The 21,519-nt window shown below is 37.2% G+C and carries 21 protein-coding genes; 9 read left to right on the forward strand and 12 right to left on the reverse strand.

The features are described from left to right. Nucleotides 1–483: 483 nt before the first annotated feature. The gene (locus AAV97_RS00580; protein WP_046759520.1) at nucleotides 484–1,773 is read left to right on the forward strand and encodes a lytic murein transglycosylase; all 1,290 of its coding nucleotides are present in this window, start codon (nucleotides 484–486) and stop codon (nucleotides 1,771–1,773) included. A 71-nt stretch (nucleotides 1,774–1,844) separates the two neighbouring features. Here AAV97_RS00580 and AAV97_RS00585 read toward each other — a convergent pair whose 3' ends face one another. Beyond that, nucleotides 1,845–2,228: a hypothetical protein gene (locus AAV97_RS00585; protein ID WP_010590990.1), complete on the reverse strand. Its 384-nt coding sequence runs from the start codon at nucleotides 2,226–2,228 to the stop codon at nucleotides 1,845–1,847. Nucleotides 2,229–2,339: 111 nt separating this feature from the next. Continuing rightward, nucleotides 2,340–3,260 carry a matrixin family metalloprotease gene (locus AAV97_RS00590; RefSeq protein ID WP_046759521.1) on the reverse strand — a complete coding sequence of 307 codons (921 nt, stop codon included), beginning with the start codon at nucleotides 3,258–3,260 and terminating at the stop codon, nucleotides 2,340–2,342. A 75-nt stretch (nucleotides 3,261–3,335) separates the two neighbouring features. Between AAV97_RS00590 and AAV97_RS00595 the strand changes: the two genes are divergently transcribed. After that, nucleotides 3,336–3,923, forward strand: coding sequence for a hypothetical protein (locus tag AAV97_RS00595; protein ID WP_227560687.1), 588 nt, complete (start codon nucleotides 3,336–3,338; stop codon nucleotides 3,921–3,923). Between the two features lie 10 nt (nucleotides 3,924–3,933). Here the strand turns inward: AAV97_RS00595 and AAV97_RS00600 are convergent, their stop codons facing one another. The 6 genes from AAV97_RS00600 to grpE form a co-directional block, all read right to left on the reverse strand. Next, nucleotides 3,934–4,446, reverse strand: coding sequence for a hypothetical protein (locus AAV97_RS00600; protein WP_009584753.1), 513 nt, complete (start codon nucleotides 4,444–4,446; stop codon nucleotides 3,934–3,936). Nucleotides 4,447–4,448: 2 nt separating this feature from the next. Continuing rightward, nucleotides 4,449–4,865 (reverse strand): hypothetical protein, encoded by a 417-nt coding sequence (locus AAV97_RS00605; RefSeq protein WP_009584741.1) that lies wholly within the window; start codon nucleotides 4,863–4,865, stop codon nucleotides 4,449–4,451. 103 nt (nucleotides 4,866–4,968) lie between these two features. Further along, nucleotides 4,969–5,265 (reverse strand): putative quinol monooxygenase, encoded by a 297-nt coding sequence (locus AAV97_RS00610; RefSeq protein ID WP_046759522.1) that lies wholly within the window; start codon nucleotides 5,263–5,265, stop codon nucleotides 4,969–4,971. Nucleotides 5,266–5,315: 50 nt separating this feature from the next. After that, nucleotides 5,316–5,678 carry a MerR family transcriptional regulator gene (locus AAV97_RS00615; protein WP_046759523.1) on the reverse strand — a complete coding sequence of 121 codons (363 nt, stop codon included), beginning with the start codon at nucleotides 5,676–5,678 and terminating at the stop codon, nucleotides 5,316–5,318. A gap of 218 nt (nucleotides 5,679–5,896) precedes the next feature. Further along, nucleotides 5,897–7,840, reverse strand: coding sequence for a molecular chaperone DnaK (gene dnaK / locus AAV97_RS00620; RefSeq protein ID WP_005034883.1), 1,944 nt, complete (start codon nucleotides 7,838–7,840; stop codon nucleotides 5,897–5,899). 166 nt (nucleotides 7,841–8,006) lie between these two features. Continuing rightward, nucleotides 8,007–8,546 carry a nucleotide exchange factor GrpE gene (grpE, locus tag AAV97_RS00625; protein WP_005034886.1) on the reverse strand — a complete coding sequence of 180 codons (540 nt, stop codon included), beginning with the start codon at nucleotides 8,544–8,546 and terminating at the stop codon, nucleotides 8,007–8,009. Nucleotides 8,547–9,372: 826 nt separating this feature from the next. On the opposite strand from grpE, the gene AAV97_RS00630 reads away from it, so the two are divergent. Further along, complete coding sequence (locus AAV97_RS00630) at nucleotides 9,373–9,639, forward strand: hypothetical protein (protein WP_005034888.1); 267 nt, start codon at nucleotides 9,373–9,375, stop codon at nucleotides 9,637–9,639. Between the two features lie 80 nt (nucleotides 9,640–9,719). On the opposite strand, the gene AAV97_RS00635 is transcribed toward AAV97_RS00630, so the two are convergent. Continuing rightward, the gene (locus AAV97_RS00635) at nucleotides 9,720–10,727 is read right to left on the reverse strand and encodes a putative solute-binding protein (protein WP_046759524.1); all 1,008 of its coding nucleotides are present in this window, start codon (nucleotides 10,725–10,727) and stop codon (nucleotides 9,720–9,722) included. Between the two features lie 358 nt (nucleotides 10,728–11,085). Between AAV97_RS00635 and tauA the strand changes: the two genes are divergently transcribed. The 5 genes from tauA to AAV97_RS00660 all read left to right on the forward strand — a co-directional run bounded on the left by tauA (nucleotide 11,086) and on the right by AAV97_RS00660 (nucleotide 16,963). Further along, the gene (tauA, locus tag AAV97_RS00640; RefSeq protein ID WP_042088876.1) at nucleotides 11,086–12,075 is read left to right on the forward strand and encodes a taurine ABC transporter substrate-binding protein; all 990 of its coding nucleotides are present in this window, start codon (nucleotides 11,086–11,088) and stop codon (nucleotides 12,073–12,075) included. A gap of 18 nt (nucleotides 12,076–12,093) precedes the next feature. Further along, the gene (tauB, locus tag AAV97_RS00645) at nucleotides 12,094–12,915 is read left to right on the forward strand and encodes a taurine ABC transporter ATP-binding subunit (RefSeq protein ID WP_046759525.1); all 822 of its coding nucleotides are present in this window, start codon (nucleotides 12,094–12,096) and stop codon (nucleotides 12,913–12,915) included. Between the two features lie 2 nt (nucleotides 12,916–12,917). Continuing rightward, entirely contained in the window at nucleotides 12,918–13,757 is an 840-nt protein-coding gene (gene tauC, locus AAV97_RS00650; RefSeq protein ID WP_009584743.1) for a taurine ABC transporter permease TauC, read from the forward strand. A 134-nt stretch (nucleotides 13,758–13,891) separates the two neighbouring features. Further along, complete coding sequence (gene tauD / locus AAV97_RS00655; RefSeq protein ID WP_005034900.1) at nucleotides 13,892–14,755, forward strand: taurine dioxygenase; 864 nt, start codon at nucleotides 13,892–13,894, stop codon at nucleotides 14,753–14,755. A gap of 306 nt (nucleotides 14,756–15,061) precedes the next feature. Beyond that, nucleotides 15,062–16,963, forward strand: coding sequence for a 5'-nucleotidase C-terminal domain-containing protein (locus tag AAV97_RS00660; protein WP_046759526.1), 1,902 nt, complete (start codon nucleotides 15,062–15,064; stop codon nucleotides 16,961–16,963). Nucleotides 16,964–17,020: 57 nt separating this feature from the next. Here AAV97_RS00660 and AAV97_RS00665 read toward each other — a convergent pair whose 3' ends face one another. Together AAV97_RS00665 and AAV97_RS00670 are read right to left on the reverse strand one after the other, a co-directional pair. Beyond that, complete coding sequence (locus AAV97_RS00665) at nucleotides 17,021–17,866, reverse strand: IS3 family transposase (RefSeq protein WP_081409706.1); 846 nt, start codon at nucleotides 17,864–17,866, stop codon at nucleotides 17,021–17,023. Further along, a complete protein-coding gene (locus tag AAV97_RS00670; protein ID WP_046759527.1) occupies nucleotides 17,863–18,375 on the reverse strand; it encodes a helix-turn-helix domain-containing protein in 513 nt (170 codons plus the stop codon). The genes AAV97_RS00665 and AAV97_RS00670 overlap by 4 nt, the downstream gene beginning before the upstream one ends. Before the next feature lie 632 nt (nucleotides 18,376–19,007). Here AAV97_RS00670 and AAV97_RS00675 point away from each other — a divergent pair. Continuing rightward, nucleotides 19,008–21,131: an AAA family ATPase gene (locus AAV97_RS00675; RefSeq protein WP_046759528.1), complete on the forward strand. Its 2,124-nt coding sequence runs from the start codon at nucleotides 19,008–19,010 to the stop codon at nucleotides 21,129–21,131. Here AAV97_RS00675 and AAV97_RS21275 read toward each other — a convergent pair. After that, the coding region (locus AAV97_RS21275; RefSeq protein ID WP_081409707.1) for a hypothetical protein at nucleotides 21,115–21,519 on the reverse strand (405 nt) is incomplete at its 5' end. The two genes, AAV97_RS00675 and AAV97_RS21275, sit on opposite strands and share 17 nt — an antisense overlap.

Consider the following 21,519-nt stretch of genomic DNA (forward strand, 5'->3'; position numbering starts at 1 on the left):
CTAAATGTCAACAGACCCTATTTTAAATCTCAAAAAATCGATAATTTTTTGAATTCAAAACCATTCATGCTGCCCAACTCAATTGTATCATTCTAGACTTATCCACAAAAAATCTAAGATATGAAGCTAAATATTTTTGAATTTAAAACTTTAAATTTAAAGCTGATGGAGATTTGAATTTAAAATCAATCTTGTGGATAACTCGCATTGTTAAATTTTGGGAGTGTGTTGTGGATAAAAACTAGAACAATTTGAATTTAAAAATGTGCAGAAAAATAAGAATTAATTTGAATTCATAAATGAATTTAAAACTGTATGTTGGGGGCTTGTGTGGATAACTTTATTTTAAATTCAAAGTTACGATGTTGAGAGTTTTGAATTTAAAATTGGAAAATGAATTCAAAATTTACGTTTTTACATCTGTCATTTTATTCACAGGCTGTTATGGTATTCAGATAATTTAAAACTATTTTTGTGGATATTATGCGCCATTTAACTTTGATTTGTGGATCTGTTTTATTCGCGGCATCACATGCCAATGCTGAATTAATTATTAATGGTCAGGCGGTGTCTAGCTCACCAGTGACAACAACTAAAGATACAACTTATACACCTAATTCTAATTTTCAAAGCTGTATTGCAAATTTACGTTCACAAGCTGTGAGCTCTGGTGTAAGCGGTTCAACCTATGATCGTTATACACAAAATTTAACGCCTGATTATTCCGTCATTAGTAAATTAGACTATCAACCAGAGTTTTCTACGCCGATTTGGGACTATCTTTCAGGTTTAGTCGATGAAGAACGTGTTGAAAAAGGGCGTCAAATGCTGAGCCAGCATCGGGATGTTCTTAACCGTGTTGCGGCTGCTTATGGTGTTCCTGCAGAAACAGTGGTTGCCGTTTGGGGTGTTGAAAGTAATTTTGGAGATATTTCTGGAAAATATCCATTATTACAAGCCTTAGGGACATTAAGCTGTGAAGGGCGTCGCCAAAGCTATTTTAGAGGTGAGTTTTTTGCCACAATGCGTATTTTACAACGTGGAGATTTACGCGAAGATCAACTGAAAGGCTCATGGGCTGGTGCATTCGGTCATACTCAATTCATGCCTTCTACCTATGAAGAATTGGCTGTGGACTTTGATGGTGATGGACGTCGTGATCTGGTTTCAAGTACTTCTGATGCTTTAGCTTCAACCGCTAATTTTTTGAAAAAGCGTGGATGGCAAACAGGAATGCCTTGGGGCTTTGAGGTAAAAATTCCTGCGGGTGCATCAGTGTCTGGAGAAAGTCGCCGCAATAAAAAATCACTCAGTTCTTGGGTCAATCGTGGTTTTACTCGTGTCGATGGCACACCAATCATTCAAGGAAACTTATCTGAAGGCTCTCAAGCTGGTCTAATGATGCCTGCTGGTGCAAATGGTCCAGCATTCTTGGTGTTTAAAAACTTTGATGCAATCTATTCCTATAATGCTGCTGAAAGTTATGCACTTGCAATTGCACATTTATCAGATCGTTTACAGGGTAAAGGAGGGTTCCAAACGGCTTGGCCAACAGAAGATGCTGGAACATCTCGTGCAGAACGCCGTGAAATTCAAAACTATTTATTGAAGAAAGGCTATGCGATTGGTGATGCTGATGGTCTGATAGGTGATAAAACTCGCCAAGCTATTCAACAAGAACAGGTTAAATTAGGATTAAGTCCAACAGGTCGAGCGGGGCAGCAGATTTTAAAAGCATTTAGAAATGAGGCTGCAAAAAGTATGATGCAGTAAAGATATGTTGTATTCAGGGCAATGAATACAATAAAAAGGTCTGCGATTGCAGACCTTTTCATTGATCAGGTTTATTCAATCGCAGATTGATCTATTTTAACGGCTTCTAATACATCTAAAATGACCGCAGTAACATCCTGAGTGTGATCTCGATCATTAAAGATTTCATGTGCAGTAATAGTCACATCGGTATCACTAGGCAATTGCTTCTGTTCTTCTTCGATCAAATGCTGGATTGGAAGTAATGTTTGTTTGATTTCAAGATGTAAAATATCTGTAAACTCAATATTTTCATCTTCCAGTTCAATAATTTGCTCATTGAAGTAAGGCAATAAAATAGAATGAAGGTATGGCTGAAGTTCAGTAATATCATAAATTTCAATATCACGAGTTTGCTCAATCGTGCTGATATGATCATTTACTTCCAGAATAATATGATAATAGCTCACAGTCATCTCCTCAATTCATTGCGTCTTCAGTTCACAATAACATGAATTTGAAAAAAATAATTTAAATACATAAGAAAATTATGGATTTAAATGCTGATGGTTCATTATTAAATTTTCTTATCGTTGTCTTGAGTTTAGCATGGCTAAATCAGCTTGAGTTAATCTAAAATTTTTCAAATCTTGTTCTTTCATCATCGGATACATGAGTGCTTTAGGGTCATTATTATGTGCAAGACCTAAAGTATGACCCAGTTCATGTGCAATGGTGACTCTTAGATCTGCATCGGACTCAAATTCATAAATATTAATGGTTTTACCATCAAAGACACCTTTGTCAAATTGGCGTGGCTGAAAACGCATATTAAACTGATCAACAGATTGATTATATTGATGGTTCACTGAATTAAGCTGTTCAACTTGACGGTTTAATGTATCCACTTTTTGGTTATAAAGATCTAATTGTTGTTTCAATTGACTCTGTTCAATGATTAATTGATTTTTTTGTTGATCTAATTCGAATCTTACAGATGCATCTAAATTTTGCCTTGATTGATTAAGTGCATTGATCAGTTGATTATATTGTTCAACTTTATGTTGATAACTACGCTTTTGAAAGTCTAATTCTCGATTGGCTTGATTTAATTCAAGATGTAGTTGTTGAATTTTTTGTTTTTCACTTTGAGAATATTGTTGGGTATTTTCTAGGGTGCGTAAGGCTTGAGTTCTGGCACTGGACTCAGCTTGGCGCTCATCATAAATCAAATTAATCGTCAGCTTTGCCTGATCGTCATAAACAAATAAACTTTGCATTGTACCTAAGTGCCATATTTCAGCCGCTTCTTGCGCTAAATTTTTTACCTGTGCTTTGCTCAGATGGAAGCGAGGATCAACTTCACCAATGCGATAACGTAAACGAGTATCTAAAGGGTGTGTAATACGATCAATCGCTGAATTATGGTTGAGTTGCGGATACATCATGCGTTGAATCGCAAAATATGCCGTAAAAATAATGACGCTAACAATAATCCAGAAACGCATGCTTGCTTAAAAAAATAATTTTTGTTATCGATAATTTATCTGAAAATTACACAATCGCAAAGACTGATGAATGGAATGTTGATTTTAGGCTGGATTTTTTTAATTGCGGGCATTTGCTGTTGGGTGAATGTCATATATTGCTTGGTACAGCTCTTTCGAGCAAAGTTAGTGCTAGAAATGCCTTTGGTGCAAAAATCTAAAAATTTTAGCGTTACTCATAAAGGTGGCTATTCAATTTGGCAGGAAGGACCATTATTTAAACTCGCACCTATGGCTTTTATTCACCCTAAAATCGTCAATCTCGATTCACAAGAGGAGGTTAAATTGACCTCAAGTCTAGGACGACCACATAAAAATAGTTTTACACGAGGTTCAAATTTAATGTTTTATTGTGAGTTGGAGGTTGGAAATTACAACTTAACGATTGTTGAAGGCTCATCATTAAATCAGTTAGAAAAACAAATTTCCCAGAAAGTGATTGATCATTTACCAATAAATAAAGTCCTTGATCAGCAATATAATCTACAAATAAAACAAAGCCTCAGCAAAAAACAACGACTAATTATGTTGATATGTATATTTGCAGGATTATTTTTATTTATGAAAGGATTGTTTACCCTATTACAGCTCAGTTTAGGAATTAGGATGGAAGGCGCGATCTGATCAATTTTATTTAAGGGCTAAACAGGATATAAATATCAATAAACAGCAGGATAAATGCCAGTACACTTAGGAATCTGTTCATCCAAACGGATATGCTTAAGTATTCAGTGGTGATATACAGGGATTTAAATTGTAAGGGATGTCGCATGATATAACTGATTTTCTGTTTAAACACTGCGGTGACAGCGTATTGTTGTTTTAGAACAACTTGCCGCACAATAAAAGCATTTATCCACCAAAATACCAGTAAAATCATTAAAATAATCAAGATACTCAACCCCAATCGAATCCAATCATTCTGCTCAAAAAAAGCTAATTCAGTATAAAAATGGCTCATCAGTACGATGCTGACCAGTAACATCGTGCGATAAAAACTTTGTTGGATAAATTGAAGATGCAAAGGGTGGTTGAGTTTTTGCGTATCTGAGCGACTGACAATCTTGCGCGCAACAAGAGCAAATACATGACATAGAATTTCTAGAAAGACGTATAAAGCAAGGCTTATGCTGAGGACTTTATACATGATTAATCGTGTTCAAAAATAGGTTGATACAGTGAGGGTGTCACTAAAATCATCAATAAAATACCTGAACAGACAAAGGCAAGATCGTTAAAAATCGCAGCATAGCTGGTCATGTAAATCCAGTGCATATACGGCATGAAATAAAGTAAAAATGTTGGAAAAAAACTATAAAGATAGGCTTTTCTTGCCCATTCTTTTTTCAAGCATAAGCCAAAAGTGATGATGAGTATAATTAAGCCTGCAACAGACATCACTGCCAACTCCCAAGTCTGTGGGTCTTGATAGAGGGTTTTATCAAGTAGTATTAACTCAGGTTCAGTGCAGTATATGTCTATAATTGCCGCAATAACGGGCAAAAAAAACTGAGCAAGGATCAAACTATAATAAACAGCGGGTGAAACAGCAGGGGAGTTTTTCATCGTTTGATCCATTATTATTGTGATAATTAAGATAAAAGATTTAATGCGGATTAGCAATTCATCATCTTGAAAAATCACAATGGGCTTAGCTATGCATGAGGTGTTATAACACGCAATCGCTAACGAAATGCTGTACCACTTCAGTTAAATTCCGCGCCAAATATTCTTGGGTATAAACCTGCTTAAAATGAGCCTGATACGCTTGTTCTGAATCAAAGCGTTCCCAGAGCAGTAAACGTCTTGGGTCTTGTTGACACTGATGCAGTTGGAACATGCTACATCCTGATTCGTGTTGAAGGGTCATTTTGCATAATGTTTGTAAGGCTTCACGGGTTTCTAAGATTTTATTTTCATCTAGTATTCTTAATTCTGCGGTGATGTAAAAGCCTGAATGAAACATGTTTTTTACTCCGATTTAAAGTAGGAAGTAAAAAGCTTAACTGCTCGAGTTCACTCTAGCTCAAGCATTTTTTCAGCATAAATTTTAATTTTATAGTCAACAATACTCTGCTCTTGTTGAAGTCTTTGAATTTCCAGTTTTAATTGAGCAGAATGCTCAATCAGAAGCTGCTGTCTTTGTTTTAAAGTGTGTTCTCCCTGTAAACGAAATTCGGCAAAATCTTGAATTTTTTCTAAAGGCATTCCTGTTGATTTTAAACGTTTGATCCATTCAAGCCATTCTAAATCAAGTGAAGTATATACACGTTGTCCTGACAGGTTACGATGGATGTTTTTCAGCAACCCAATTTGTTCATAGTAACGTAGTGTATGGATGGATAAAGCTGTTTTTTTAGAAATGTCAGAGATTAGCAAAGCACACACTCCATATAGTCAATCTGTTGAAAAATGCAAACAGTAAAATATAATTTCTCTGGACCCATAAAATCAATGCGATGAAAATAGTGTTGAATGATATAAAACTTTCATTGCCACGCTTTAGATCTAAAGTTTAAATAGACTTGTATAAAGATGATTTGCCAGCATAAAAAAACCGCTCAATCTCTTGAGCGGTTTTCGATTAAAGCGACAAATTATTTTTTGTCATCTTTTACTTCTGTGAATTCAGCATCGACTACGCCATCATCAGCTTTTTGCTGTTGTTGACCTGCATCACCACCGAATTGGTTCGGGTCAAAGCCTTGTGCTCCACCTTGACCTTGAGTAGCTTCATAAGCGCGTTGAGTGATCGGCATAATGATGTTTTGTAAAGCTTCAGTTTTCGCTTTGATTGCTTCAACATCATTTTCTTTCGCAGTTACTTCTAATTCAGAAACTGCTGTTTCAATTGCAGTTTTTTCATCAGCAGTGACTTGCTCGCCAAGATCTTTAACTGCTTTATTTGCAGAAGCAACTAAAGCATCAGCTTCGTTACGTGCTTTTGCAAGTTCTTCAAACTTACGATCTTCTTCAGCATTTGCTTCAGCATCTTTGATCATTGCTTCGATTTCAGCATCAGACAAACCTGAGTTTGCTTTAATCTGGATTGATTGCTCTTTACCAGTGCTCTTATCTTTAGCAGATACTTTCAAGATACCATCAGCATTAATGTCAAATGATACTTCAATTTGTGGCACACCACGTGGAGCAGGTGGGATATCGCCTAATTGGAAGTTACCCAACAATTTGTTTTGTTGAGCCATTTTACGTTCACCTTGGTAAACTGAAATGTCTACTGCTGGTTGGTTGTCTGCTGCTGTAGAGAATACTTGAGATTTCTTCGCAGGAATCGTCGTGTTTTTCTCAATAATTGCAGTTAACACGCCACCCATGGTTTCAATACCTAGTGTTAACGGTGTTACGTCAAGTAAAAGTACGTCAGTTTTGTCACCAGACAATACTGCACCTTGAATTGCCGCACCGATTGCAACAGCTTCATCTGGGTTCACATCTTTACGAGGTTCTTTACCGAAGAACTCTTGTACTTTCTGTTGAACCATTGGCATACGTGATTGACCACCAACCAAAATCACGTCAGAGATATCAGAAGTCGAAAGACCTGCATCTTTAAGCGCAATTTTACAAGGCTCAATCGTACGAGCAACTAAGTCAGCAACTAAACCTTCTAATTTCGCACGTGTTACATTCATCACTAAGTGTTTAGGACCTGTTGCATCCGCAGTGATGTATGGCAAGTTAATTTCAGTAGAATTTGATGAAGAAAGCTCAATTTTGGCTTTTTCAGCAGCTTCTTTTAAACGTTGTAATGCAAGAGGATCTTGTTTCAAGTTGAAGTTTTGTTCTTTTTTGAACTCTTCAACCAAATAGTCGATCAATGCATTATCAAAGTCTTCACCACCAAGGAATGTATCACCATTGGTAGACAATACTTCGATTTGTTGGTCGCCATCTAAGTCTGCGATTTCAATGATTGATACGTCAAATGTACCACCACCTAAGTCATATACCGCAACTTTACGGTCGCCTTCTTTTTTGTCCATACCGAACGCAAGTGCAGCAGCAGTCGGTTCGTTAATGATACGTTTAACTTCTAGACCTGCAATACGACCAGCATCTTTCGTTGCTTGACGTTGAGCGTCATTGAAGTAAGCAGGTACAGTAATAACTGCTTCAGTTACTGTTTCACCTAAATAATCTTCCGCAGTTTTTTTCATTTTTTTCAAAATTTCTGCTGAGATTTGTTGAGGTGCAAGTTTTTTATCATTCACTTCCACCCAAGCATCGCCATTGTCTGCTTTGATGATTTTGAATGGTGCAATACCGATATCTTTTTGTACAGCTTGATCTTCGTATTTACGACCGATCAAACGTTTGATCGCGAATAATGTATTTTTAGGGTTAGTCACTGCTTGACGTTTAGCAGACTGACCTACAAGAATTTCGCCATCTTTATATGCAACGATAGAAGGTGTTGTACGCGCGCCTTCAGCATTTTCAATTACTTTAACTTTATCGCCTTCAAGTACAGCAACACATGAGTTTGTTGTACCTAAGTCAATACCAATAATTTTAGCCATAAATCTATTCCTCTAAATTCTTTTGAATCCCTTTTATTTCTCCCTTGAGAAAGGAAGTGTTAAAAGGATTTTCTTGTTATCCGATATGAGAGCCATTCAAAAATTTTCAAGTCATTATTTGAGAAAATTCATGAAAATATTTTCAAAAAGCCCTCATTTATTAAGCTTATTGACCCACCATGACCATTGCAGGGCGAAGTAGTCGACCATTTAAGGTGTAACCTTTTTGCAAAACGGTACCAATTTGGTTGGCAGCTGCATTTGGGTCGATCCCTACGGCTTGGTGTAAGTCAGCATTGAAGCCATTTGTGGTATCTGCTTCAACAACACCAAATTTTTCTAAAGTGGTAAGAAGAGATTTTAACGTGAGTTTTACACCTTCAAGTACAGGCGTTTCTTCATCGCCACCTGCCTGAATCGCACGTTCAAGATTGTCTACAGAATCTAATAATTCTTTTGCAAACTTCTCCAATACCGTATCTTTATGTTTTTCAGCATCGCGTTGAATACGCTCAACGCTTTTTTGTGCTTCATATACTGCATTTGCCGTACGGGCTTTTTCCAGTTTTAAACTCTCTTCCAAATTGCTGATTTGAGCTTGTAAAGCTTCAACGGTAACTTCAACCTGTTCATTTTCAGTCTGAGTTTGCTGTTCTGCTTGCTCGTTTTGAAGATCTTGGGCTTCTTGATTTTGCTCAGTTGCCATTGATTTACTCCGTTTAAATGGGTTCTTAAACATGTACAGTCCTTATCGGCAGCAGTTTTGCACTGTGTTCATTTTTGAACTGCCATGGTCGTTTAATTCGTCAATGAATATGAAATGTGGGCGAGCTACTAAAATTCAAGCAAGATTGAATATTATTTAATGAAATTCAGCAAAAAAACTCAGAAGCGTAACTGAATAACATATAAATCTTAATTTATTGTGTGAATATTCAGCAAATACATGGATTTTTTTCCACAAACAAAATGAGAAATTGTTTTTTTTCTTATTCTTAAATTGTGAAAAATGACCATTAAATTCATAAATTAAAATTGAATGAATAGATAAAAATTATAAATTAATATATAAAACCGATTAAACTTATTGAAAATAAGGCTTTGCGAAAAACATAGAGTTTCATTATCATGCTCCTAAGATTCTATGGCTGTAGTTTCTTTTTTATTTGAATATGTTTTTCATAGCTTATCCAATCTTCTTGGATAAGCTTTTTTTTTGCTTCATTAAAAATTTTAACAATGTAACTAATACGAGACTTTTACGGTAAAAATATATTTTTCAACATGAGCTTTCTTCTTGTGTCAACTCAGCGCATATTTAAAAACTCAGACAAATGAATGATTTAACCTTGATATTTTATTTAGTCAAAATAAGTAATTGATTTAATAAACTTTGCAGAACTTATACGGCAACACGTTAAAAGTCTTACCAAGCTGCAACGAACTTAGCTGAAAAAATGGCAATCATAGTCAGCACGATGATGCGGATTGTATTGTCGTTTTTTAATCGAGTGATGATAAAGGAATTGATGATGAAAAAATCAGGTCTTATTTTTATGTTATTGGCAGGTGTTGCGGTGATGAGTACAGCATGTACTTCAAGTGAAACTACACAAGCACCTGAAACCACACAATCAGCGCCAATGAGTTCAGCAGATCAGCACCAATCTGCACAAACAGCAACAGTTGATCCTGCTCAGCAAGGCACTGCGGTAGAAGGTGATGCTACGATTCAACAATCGCAACCAGCTCAAGCCACTCAAGATCCAACTTTGGGTGAACAACCTTCAGCTCAGTAAGTTCTGAATTTAAAAATCAGGCGACTTTTTGGATGCCTCCATCGCCTGATTTCTAATGATCAATAGGATCGGATTAGTATTTATTCACCTGCGAGTGAACATTCAAAGTTGGTCCGATCTACAGTACAACGTGCTCGCTTAAGCACCGACATCATGGTTGGGTCATAGACCCCTTGTTTGGTCAATTCTAAGCGTGTATCCCGAAGTAGTTTTTGATAACGCTCTTTGTCCTCTTTACTTAAATTCAGACGATATTTATTTGGAATACTTTCCTCTTGTTTTCTGACCATTTCAAACTGCTTTGGCATTTTTTTAAGGAACCATTCTCGAGATAGGTTGCCAAAACCTGGAGAAAATTTACTGGTATTAAAAATCAAATCGGCAGTGACATTGAGTACAGGGAAGTTAAACATTGCCCCATTAGTACCTAAGCCTTTTGAAAGTTCTAAAGGTTTAAATGCATAAGCTGGCGCACCCACCATATCTACTTTGCCCTGATTAAACTTCACAATAAAATCTGAAATATCAGATAAAACAGGGATTGCGCCGACACGTTTTACTGCGGCGATCTGGGCTTTATCATAGGACAATACGGCGAATTTCTTTCCGCGTCCTTTTTCAATGGTGTTAATCGATCTATCATTCACAAAAATATAAGCAGGACCGATTTGAGCGATACCGCCCACTTCATACTCCACACCGTTGATTGTTGATTTCAATCGTTGCGTGTTTCTTTTATCTAAAACGAAATTAATGGCTTTTAAGGCGATGGCATTGTTTGGAACGCCACCAAGCGCATCAATAGAACCAGCAAATTTATTAAATTGGCGTGCTCGCATTGCTGTTAAAAAGACAGCATCACATTTACCACTTTGGAAGTCTCGTTCTGCCATTTCTTCATTTTGATAAGCAATCAGCTGTATATCGGTATTCCACGCTTTTGCAGCGAGTGCCCATTCCTCAATCATTTTATAAGATTCACCAGCTTTTCCTAATAAGTCAAATACACAGACATCCTGTTTAGCTTGAGAAGCGCTTGATAATCCTAATAATGCGAGTGATGTAAAAGCAATAAATCCCTTTTTCATGTTATATCCTTATAGCTAAAAAGTGCTTTATTTATAATCAATATAGTAATTTTATTTAGATAAAAATAGAGCTTTTGCTCTATTTCCGATGAATAAACCATTGAAAGTGTTGCTTAATGTGATTTAATTTTCACTTTATTATTTTAGTGCGATGTGTTTTGTATTTTTTATCTATTGCTGTGATTAAATAAAAACTCTCTAGTTTTGATCTAGATATCTATTCACAGTGAAAAGATCAATTTTATTAATGAAAAAAGTGAATAAGTAAATCTAAAAAACATATTTTTAATAATATACAAAAACCTTACCATAAAGCAGATTCTCTTCTTTTTCCATTGATTGTCAGCTTATATCCATCATGAAATTTCAGCAGCTTATTTTACTTTGCTCGTCTTTAGCTATGTTTAGCTATAGTGGTTGGGTAAATGCACGTCCAATTGTGATTGGTTATCAAACCAATATAGAGCCTGCCAAAGTTGCACAGGCTGATGGTGTATATGACAAAGTGATTGGAGAAAAACTGGATTGGCGCTTATTTAACAGTGGTGCTGAAGTTTTAACTGCTTTGGCTTCAGGCTCTGTAGATATTGCTTTGATTGGATCTAGTCCTTTAGGTGCTGCTGTTGCCAATAACTTGCCAATTGATGTGTTTTTGATTTCAACAGATTTAAAAAGTGCAGAAGCCTTGGTGGTCAGAAATGGTTCTGGTATCCATCATCCGCAAGATTTGATTGGGAAAAAAGTGGCTACGCCATTTGCTTCGACTTCGCACTACAGTTTATTGGGCGCATTGCAACACTGGAATATTAAACCCAATCAGATTCGGTTGTTGAACCTCAAGCCTGCTGAAATTAATGCGGCATGGCGTCGAGGAGATATTGATGCCGCTTTTGTTTGGTCTCCAGCTCTCGCCAATATCAAAAAAACTGGCAAGGTGATGACGGATGCAGGGCAGGTTGGGCAATGGGGTTCGCCTACATTTGAAGTTTGGGTCGCACGTAAGGATTTTGCGCAAAAGCATCCTGAAGTACTCAGCAAATTTTCCTCGGTGACTTTGAATTACTATGATGCTTACAACCGTAATAAGCGCCATTGGACTGCAAACTCAGCCGAAGTACAAAAAATTGCCAAAATTACCGGAGTTGATGCGCAAGATGTTCCAACGCTTCTTGCAGGGGCAGAATATCCTGATCGTCAAGCACAATTAAGCCCACAGTATTTAGGTGGGCGAACCACACAAAATATTGCCAATGCGGTTAACTTTTTGAAAGCACAGGGCTTGGTTAAAAAGGTCTCACCAAATTATCAACAATTTATTAACACTCGTTTTATCAACGCGTCAAAATAGAAATCGGGACTATTCATCATGGCTGTATTGACTGTAGAACACGTACAAGCACAGTACCCAGGTGCTGAGCAACCAGTACTTCAAGATGTGTCATTCCAATTGGGTTCAGAGCAACTTATGGTTGCTTTGGGGGCATCAGGAAGTGGTAAGACCACCTTATTAAACTTGATTGCAGGCTTTACTCATCCCCAAGCAGGAAATATCAAGCTTGATGGTGAAACTATTGTTGCACCGAGTCGTGATCGTGGTGTGGTGTTCCAAGATGATGTTTTGCTGCCTTGGCAGAATGTTGAGGATAATATTGCTTTTGGCTTAGAACTGGCGGGTATTGATAAAAAAACACGTCAAATGCGGGCGCAAGAATTATTGAAATTGGTCAATTTAGATGGGTTTGGGCAGCGTCATATTTGGGAGCTGTCAGGTGGTCAGCGACAACGAGTAGGTTTAGCGCGTGCTTTAGCTTCAGATCCAAAAATTCTACTGATGGATGAACCGTTCGGTGCTTTAGATGCTTTTATACGCGAACAAATGCAGTGTTTGTTGTTGGATGTATGGAAAAGTACAGCAAAGCCGACATTCTTAATCACTCATGATATTGAAGAAGCCGTTTTTCTTGCGACAGATCTGATTATTTTAGCACCTAATCCTGGACGAATTGTCGAGCGGTTAACACTGGACTTTGCAAAAAGATATGCCAGTGGTGAGTCAGCAAGGAGTATCAAATCAGATCCAAAATTTATTGAAATGCGTGAGCATGTGTTGAGTCGTGTATTTATTCAAAATCATCAAGAGCAATCTCACTCATCTCAACAAACGTCAGCTCAAGGGCAAAAGGTGTAATGATGACAGCACAATTAGACCCAAAATTAATGGCTTCAGTTCAACCTCAGCCCCAAAAAAATAATGTTCCACGTGAAGTGAATATTACCTTGATCAGTAGCATGACAATTGTGGTATTGCTTGCAATTTGGTGGTTTGTCACTGCTGTAGGTTGGATTGATGCTTTGTTTTTGCCATCACCAGTTGCAGTATTAGACCGCTTGCAAGATTTGATGACCAATGGCTATATGAGTATCAGCTTATGGAGCCATATTGGCGCAAGCTTAGGTCGTATTGGCACAGCTTTGGTTGCTGCTGTAATTACGGCTATTCCTGTGGGAATTGCGATTGGTCGAAATAAAGTGATACGTGGTGTTGTCGATCCAATCATCGAATTTTACCGTCCAATTCCCCCTTTGGCTTATTTGCCTTTGATCGTAATTTGGTGTGGTATTGGTGAGTTATCCAAAGTTTTATTGATTTATCTTGCGATTTTTGCCCCGATTGTTATCGCAACGGCAACAGGCGTACGTTCGGTCGACCAAGCAAAAATTCGTGCTGCACAGTCTTTGGGTGCAACGCCATTGCAAATTATTCAACATGTGGTTTTACCGAGTGCTTTACCTGGCATTTTAACAGGTATTCGTATTGGACTTGGCGTGGGTTGGTCAACATTGGTTGCTGCTGAGTTGGTTGGTGCTTCAGAAGGTTTAGGCTTTATGGTGCAATCATCGTCACAACTTTTGGCAACAGATGTGGTGATTGTGGGTATTTTGATTATTGCTGTGATTGCCTTTGCACTGGAAATTGGATTACGCCGTTTGCAAAAGAAATTGGTCCCTTGGGATAAGCAAGCTCACTAAGCGCTTTGATTTAAATCTTTGTGGGCATGTTGGCAAGATTGATAAAAACGCAATCGCCCTCAAATTGATTATTGTATTTTTAAAGTTTTAATAATGATTTGCCTTTAAAACATCGTGAGATGATCGAGGAAGAAATGAACGCTGTTGTATCAAATACTTTTAAAATTACACCATTGAATCCTACTATTGGTGCTGTGATTGAAGGGATTAATTTTAATCAAGCTTTGACGCCTGAAGAAAAGACATTGATCGAAACAGCATTGCTAAAACATCAGGTTATTTTTTTTAGAAATCAGCCGATGACAGCTCAGCAACATGCTGCTTTCGCTCGACAGTTTGGACAGTTACATATTCATCCCATTTATCCAAATATTCCAGAACAGCCAGAAATTATGGTTTTGGATACCGAATTAAATGATTTGCGTGATAATGCACTGTGGCATACCGATGTCACTTTCCTTGAAGAACCTGCAATGGGTGCAATTTTGAGTGCGAAGAAAGTTCCAGCATGGGGTGGCGATACACTCTGGTCAAGTGGTACAGCAGCTTTTGAAGCATTGTCTCAACCGATGCAAGAGATGTTATCGGGTTTAACTGCAACACATGATATTGCTCGTTCATTTCCGATAGATCGCTTTGGTGGTGACCCAGCAGAGTTGGAAAAGTTAGAAGCAGCCAAGAAAAAGCATCCACCGATTAGCCATCCTGTGATTCGTACTCATCCCATTACAGGTCGTAAAGCCTTATTTGTGAGTGAGGGGTTTACAACACGAATCAATGAATTAGAAGCCAAAGAAAGTGATGCAGTTTTGAAAATGTTGTTTGAGCATATTCAAAAACCTGAGTTTGTGGTGCGTTGGTCTTGGCAAGCCAATGATGTTGCATTTTGGGACAATCGCTGTACTTTCCACTATGCAGTCGATGATTATCGCCCACAGCACCGGGTTATGAATCGAGCAACATTGATGGGTGATCGACCATTTTATCAAGCAGATTAAGTTTTCACCGTTAAAAACCAATCAGATTTGATTGGTTTTTTTTGCGTTTGAATGCATTAAATTTAAAATCAATAAAAATCATAAATTTACATAATTGTTTTAGCAATAAATATAATAAAGCTATTTAAAAACTAAGACGGTACATTCAGATTGGTAAAAGGTTTTTGTGATTAAAATTATTAAACTATTTGGAAATTCAAGATTTCAATGTAGGTTTTTTATGTGAAAAATGTTTAATTATTCATCAAAATTAAATAAATGATCAACATACTAAACAAGAATAATTTATTGCTTGTTGGAAATATCATGTTGATTAATAAGAAAAAGCAAATCTTTTTGCTGAGTATGCTTTCTACGTTGCTGGTGGCATGTAATGATGATAATGATCATTCAAATGTTGATCAACCTGTAGAAGCAAAACCATTAGAGTTAAACATCCTACATATAAATGACCACCATTCACATTTAGATGAAGAAAGTATTAAATTTAAAACCAATGTGGGGACAGGGGACGAAGAATTCAGTGTTACAAGTGGTGGTTTTGCGCGTGTAGCCAGCTTAATTAATCAACTTACAGCAGAAAAGAAAAACGCTTTTAAAATCCATGCAGGTGATGCCACCACTGGTGATTTGTACTATAACCTTACGGACGGTAAAGCAGATGCTGATGCGATGAATACCGTTTGTTTTGATACATTTACCCCAGGAAATCATGAATTCGATGCTAAGGATGATGGTTTAAAGAAATTTATTGGTTTCCTAGACCAAGGTACTTGTAAAGAAAAGACTCAAGTCCTGACTGCTAACGTAAATTTCGGTGCATCTTCTCCATTGTATAAAACCAACCGTATTTTAAAGTCACAAGTCTTTGAGAAAGATGGTGTTAAATTCGCAATTATTGGTTTAACTGTGGCGAAAAAAACCAAAAATTCTTCTCAGCCGAATGCTGATACATTATTTGCTGATGAAATCGAAACCGCACAACAAGAAATTAATCAATACAAAGCACAAGGCATCAAAAATATTATTCTACAAACCCATGTGGGATATGACCTCGATCAACAGTTGGCAAAATCACTTACAGATGTCGATGTGATCATTGGTGGCGATTCACATACTTTACTGGGTCCAGATGGCTTAAAAAAATATGGGATGACGCCTGAAGGTGCTTATCCGACTCAGCTACGCAATAAAGATGGTCAATTGGTCTGTGTTGCTCAAGCTTGGCAATATAGTTATATCGTGGGAGATCTCAATGTTAAGTTCGACAAAAATGGTAATGTCGAAAGCTGTAGTGGTACGCCGCATGTTTTAATTGGAAACAATTTTACCCGTACAGCGAAAGATGCAAAAGCAGTCACCGAAACAGAAAAACAAGCTATTCTGGCTCAATTTAAAACAGACAATGCACCGTTTACTGTGGTCACACCATTACAAAAAACTTTAGATGTTTTAAAACCCTATCAGGATCAAAAGAAAAGCTTTGCTCAAAAAATTGTAGGGCAGGCGACAGATAATCTATGCTCGCGCCGAGTACCAGGAATATTACGTGATGTAAACCGTTCTACATTAGGAGATGTGTGTAATAAAAATACTCATGTCGATCAACATGGTGGTGATATTCAGCAAATTATTGCCGAAGCATTTTTACAACAAGGTAAAGTGTTTTTTGGTGCAGATATTTCCTTCCAAAATGGCGGTGGTGTCCGTGAAGATGTTGCTTTGGGCGATGTCACGGTCGGTAAAATTTATAATGTATTACCTTTTAAAAATACGTTGTTGCGTTTAGATTTGACCGGTGCTGAAGTTAAAGCAACACTCGAAGATGCGATCGACGGAGTGATTACCCAGAATAACACGGGAAGTTATCCATACACGGGTGGTTTACGTTGGAATGTTGATTTCACAAAAGATAAAGGTCAGCGCCTCAGTCAAATACAAGTACGTAATGCAGCAGGACAATATGAAAATATTGATCTGAATAAAACCTATAAAGTGATCACCATTGATTTTCTTGCCAATGGTGGGGATTACTATACGACTTTAAAGACCATCACTGGTGAGCGTCGTTTAGATGTCGGCTTAGATTATGCCGAGGCTTTCCTTAAATATGCCCAAGCTTTGACTGGTCAAGAAGGGCAAAAGAAAATTAATAAATTAGCAACGACTGAATATAGTACTCAGCTATTTATAGATAAAGCGAAATAACCTGAAAGACAATAAAAAAATCTCGCTTAGTGGACTGAACCCCAAATCTTGGACAGTTTAGTTAACGCTGGATTGAGTTCTGAATTGAACAGGGCTCAATCCTTTTAGTTTAATTTGTATTCTCTCATGATTATAGTAATGGATGTAGTCATGAATTTGTTGCTCTAAGACTTCAATGCTTTCTGGTTTCTCTAGATAAATCGTCTCTGATTTTAATGTACCAAAGAAACTCTCCATCAAAGCATTGTCCCAACAATTCCCTTTTCTACTCATACTTTGCTTAATCTTATTCGCTTTAAGCGTACTCCTAAATTGGCTCATTTGATAATGCCAGCCTTGATCTGAATGAAGCATAAGCTTGTGTTTTCGTGAGTTTGGTAAATGACTTATGGCTTGATCAAGCATATCTTTAACAAGTTGAAATACTGGGCGTCTTGAAAGTGTATAGCTCACAATCTCATTGTTATAGCAGTCTAAAATCGGAGATAAATATAACTTCGTATCAGCAACTTTAAATTCGGTTATATCTGTCAGCCAACGCTTATTGGGTCGCTTCGCTTCAAAGTTACGTTTGAGTTTATTTTTGACTATTTTATTGGATGTACCTTTGTAGGCATTGTACTTTTTACGCCGAATCAATGAAATTAAACCAAAGCCTCTCATCAACCTAGCAATCAATTTATGGTTATGATGAATACCTTGTTGCTTCAAGGCTAAAGTGATTCGTCTATAACCATATCTACCTTTATGCTGATCATAAATTTGGCAAATTCGTTGCTTGAGCTCTGCATATTTAACTACGGCATTTAGCTTGGCTTTATGATAGTAGAAACTACTCCTCGATAACTCAGCAATATCTAAAAGCAATGGCAAAGCAAACTCAGTACTCATCTGATCAATCAACCTTGCTTGTTGTCCTTTTTGGGTGGATTCAGCAAGGCGTCGAGCTTTTTTAAGTAAGCATTCTCAGCGCGTAAATAGAGTAGTTCACGCTGAAGCTCAGCAGTTGTTTTTTCATGATCAGGTTTATCAACAATATATTTATGTTTATTTTTAGACATGGGTGCTCTTCCTTTAGACTTTGGTTCTAGCCCAAGCATACCATCGGTTTGATAGATTTTACGCCATACACTGATCAAACTCGGGGAAGAAATACCAAAACGAAGAGCTGTATCAGATAAACTTAATCGCTCATCCTGCATAGTTGTTAATACTTTATATTTAAATTCAGCTGTATAAATTGTCTTATTCTGTTTTGGTTTTATTGCATCAATTCCACCTAAGTTGAATTGAGCCAACCATTTAGAGACATCCTTATCACTAATCGAAAAATGCTTGGCTGTTGATAAACTAGAATGGCCTTGAGCATAATAAGCAATGACTGCTTGTTTAAACTTTAAATCGTATTTCATAAAAATACCCTATAAGTTGTGTCCAACTTATAGGGTTCAGTTCATTAGGCGGGATTTTTTATTTTTTCTGTTTGGGTAAGACCTTGATAGTCTTGAGGTTGATAGCGCATAGGAATTTCAAAACGTTTAAATTTCCTTAGACGAAGAAAATGGATTGCTTTAAAAGAATAATGAATGCTAAAAATCTAATAAAGAATTGCAAAAATAGATGCTTCACATTAAAATGAGCCAAAATTTAGCCACGATGGCTTAAATAATCACAATGATGACCGTTTTTTTCTTTCACTTGCCTTATTTGATCTTGTAACGTTGCCATTTGACAAGATTATAGACGACCACTGACTGGTTGCAGGATAACCATAATATCTTGATTAAACCCAGCACATTTTAGACACCTGTTTGAAATGTAATTTGAATCTACATTTAAATTCAATATTCGGGAGAACAATCATGTTGTTTAGCGTATTTCTTATTTTGGGCTTTCAATAGACCCTCATACATTTTAATCGTTTAAATTAAACGAACAAAAACCTTATTTTAAAGAATATACATGTTCTTCGGGATCGCTTTGCTTGTAAAAAATACAGATTAGCTAAAGCTAAACTCGGACATGAAAAGAAAAAAGTGAATATATGAACGAATATATAAATCAACCTTTTGCACATACGGTGCAACATGTTGAGGTTGCGGATTTTGCTGAAATTTCTCCGATTGTAAAACTCTGGGCTTTTCGATTTTTGCTGGAGCTGGGAGGCGCAAAAGAATTTATTTCTGATCATTGTTTTAGCCATCAATGGATTGCTAAGAAACTTGGTTTTTCAGAAGCATTACTTGCGGATCAATTTAATGAGCAAGCAGCTTATCAAGAACTCAATCAATTGCATAAAAGCATTCAGCAACAAAATTTATTGAATGCTTTTCAATTTAATGATGAACTTCAATATAACTTGAAATTAATCCAGCAATTGCTGGATTTAAACGCTGTTGAAACAACGATTTTAGGTTTTGTAGTGATGCTCAACAGTGAGCAACTTTTAGATGATGTCGCTGACACGATTGGTGAGCTCACGGCTTCTAAAACGATTCGTGCTTTGGCTGTGGTTTTGGATTTACCTTATGACGAGATCCGTCAAGCGCTGTCTGTACAAGGGCGTTTACATCGTAGTGGTTTGATCAGTGTGCAGCAACACTATCGTAACTATTTACGAGGAAAACTGAATCTGGTCTCTAATCAATTGGCGGATAAATTATTGGTGAAAACCAATGATGTTATGGATCTTTTTGTTGGCACGATCAATAAAAGTCATCCTGCTGAATTGACGCTTAGGGACTATCCTCATTTAGCCTCTGAATTGACCTTGTTGATGGCTTATCTAAAGCAAGTGAAACAGAATAAGCAAGAAGGTGTGAATATTTTTCTGTATGGCAGTTCTGGTACAGGCAAAACACAACTCTGTAAAACATTGGCACAAGAAATGGGCGTACAGCTTTTTGAAATCTCCTGTGAAGATGAAGATGGTGATGCGATTTCAGCGACAGGGCGTTTATGTGCTTATCGCGCAGCACAATGTATTTTCGATAGCCAATCTGCATTATTGATGTTTGATGAAGTGGAGGATGTGTTTAATGACACTGAAAATGGTGTAGGCATGAAAAGCACAGCGCAAAGTCGTAAGGCTTGGGTCAACCGGATATTAGAAAAAAATCGAACACCTACGATTTGGGTTTCAAACTCTGACCAGCTTGATCCTGCGTTTATACGCCGTTTTGACATGGTGTTAGAAATAAAAGTCCCCCCTAAACAGCAACGGAGCAGCTTTATACAACAGCATTGTGGTGAAGATCTCAATATGTTGTATCAACAAGCGTTTGCCAATGTTGAACAACTTTCCCCTGCAATTTTACGTCGCAGTTATCGTGTTGCGAAAGTGGCACAGATGGAAAATGAAGGTTTAGTGGTACAGGAAAGCATGACTCAATTGGTTTCCAATACACTGAAAGCACAAGGGTATCAAGCGATTCGGTTGCAAGACAGCAATGCATTACCCAAATTCTATGACTTGGCTTATATCAACTGTAAGTCAAATCTTGCTGAAATCACAACAGGGATTCAGCAACATGGTTTCGGACGTTTATGTCTATATGGTGCATCTGGAACGGGTAAGACCGCATTTGCAAGATGGCTTTCTGAACGTATCAATCGACCATTACTGATTAAGCGTGGCTCAGATTTGATTTCAGCTTGGGTGGGGGAAACAGAAAAAAATCTTGCAAAAGCTTTTCAGGAAGCGGAAGAGATGCAAGCTGTTTTACTCTTGGATGAAGTCGATGGTTTGTTACAAGACCGTCGTCAAGCAACACGTTCTTGGGAAGTTTCTCAAGTAAATGAGTTTTTGGTTCAAATGGAAAGCTTTAATGGTGTTATGGTTGCAACAACCAATCGTTTTGATGAGTTGGATCAGGCAGCAATGCGCCGTTTTGACTTTAAGATGCATTTTGATTTTTTAAATTATGCTCAACGTTTGGCTTTGTTGGAAAACGTTTGTACCCAACTGAAGCTTGTTGTAGATGAGCCAAAGATCAAGGCGAAGTTAAATGCTCTAGATCGTTTAAGTGCTGGAGACTTTGCGGTGATTGTACGTCAGTCTTGTTTTCATCCTTTTGAAAGTGTGGATGCAATTGTGCAGCACCTTGCCGATGAAATGGCTACCAAATATAAAAGCTCACAAAGTATTGGATTTACCGCATCAACTTGATGCGGTTTTTCTTTTTAAAATGCGATAACCAGAAAAAAGTCACGATTTTCTGGCTTTCGTATGCAAAACACAGCATAAAAATAGATTGAATATGAAAAAAATACAGAAAAATGCTTAAAAAATAGATAAAAAAGCAAAAAAAAGGGTGAATTTGAGGAAAAAATATCCATCCGAACAGAAAGATTAAAAAAGGGGGTTGTGTTAGGTTAGGAATGCTGTAGAATGCACATCCATCGGCGGTGATGAAGATTAAAACTTCTGATAAAACAATGACTTGGTTGAATTGATCAAGTTGGGTTTTAGAAAGGACGTCTAACAAGTAATTTGAAATCACAGTTGACTTCATAGAGATAGAGAGTAATATAGCCGCCCTAGCTTGATGCTGACG

The organism is Acinetobacter sp. Ag2, assembly GCF_001005515.1.
In the GTDB taxonomy this organism is placed as follows: Bacteria; Pseudomonadota; Gammaproteobacteria; order Pseudomonadales; family Moraxellaceae; genus Acinetobacter; species Acinetobacter bereziniae.

Coding starts and splice junctions, on each gene's coding strand:
- AAV97_RS00580 (WP_046759520.1), top strand. CDS start 484: ATGCGCCATTTAACTTTGATTTGTGGATCTGTTTTATTCGCGGCATCA.
- AAV97_RS00585 (WP_010590990.1), bottom strand. CDS start 2,228: ATGACTGTGAGCTATTATCATATTATTCTGGAAGTAAATGATCATATC.
- AAV97_RS00590 (WP_046759521.1), bottom strand. CDS start 3,260: ATGCGTTTCTGGATTATTGTTAGCGTCATTATTTTTACGGCATATTTT.
- AAV97_RS00595 (WP_227560687.1), top strand. CDS start 3,336: ATGTTGATTTTAGGCTGGATTTTTTTAATTGCGGGCATTTGCTGTTGG.
- AAV97_RS00600 (WP_009584753.1), bottom strand. CDS start 4,446: ATGTATAAAGTCCTCAGCATAAGCCTTGCTTTATACGTCTTTCTAGAA.
- AAV97_RS00605 (WP_009584741.1), bottom strand. CDS start 4,865: ATGAAAAACTCCCCTGCTGTTTCACCCGCTGTTTATTATAGTTTGATC.
- AAV97_RS00610 (WP_046759522.1), bottom strand. CDS start 5,265: ATGTTTCATTCAGGCTTTTACATCACCGCAGAATTAAGAATACTAGAT.
- dnaK (WP_005034883.1), bottom strand. CDS start 7,840: ATGGCTAAAATTATTGGTATTGACTTAGGTACAACAAACTCATGTGTT.
- grpE (WP_005034886.1), bottom strand. CDS start 8,546: ATGGCAACTGAGCAAAATCAAGAAGCCCAAGATCTTCAAAACGAGCAA.
- AAV97_RS00630 (WP_005034888.1), top strand. CDS start 9,373: ATGAAAAAATCAGGTCTTATTTTTATGTTATTGGCAGGTGTTGCGGTG.
- AAV97_RS00635 (WP_046759524.1), bottom strand. CDS start 10,727: ATGAAAAAGGGATTTATTGCTTTTACATCACTCGCATTATTAGGATTA.
- tauA (WP_042088876.1), top strand. CDS start 11,086: ATGAAATTTCAGCAGCTTATTTTACTTTGCTCGTCTTTAGCTATGTTT.
- tauB (WP_046759525.1), top strand. CDS start 12,094: ATGGCTGTATTGACTGTAGAACACGTACAAGCACAGTACCCAGGTGCT.
- tauC (WP_009584743.1), top strand. CDS start 12,918: ATGACAGCACAATTAGACCCAAAATTAATGGCTTCAGTTCAACCTCAG.
- tauD (WP_005034900.1), top strand. CDS start 13,892: ATGAACGCTGTTGTATCAAATACTTTTAAAATTACACCATTGAATCCT.
- AAV97_RS00660 (WP_046759526.1), top strand. CDS start 15,062: ATGTTGATTAATAAGAAAAAGCAAATCTTTTTGCTGAGTATGCTTTCT.
- AAV97_RS00670 (WP_046759527.1), bottom strand. CDS start 18,375: ATGAAATACGATTTAAAGTTTAAACAAGCAGTCATTGCTTATTATGCT.
- AAV97_RS00675 (WP_046759528.1), top strand. CDS start 19,008: ATGAACGAATATATAAATCAACCTTTTGCACATACGGTGCAACATGTT.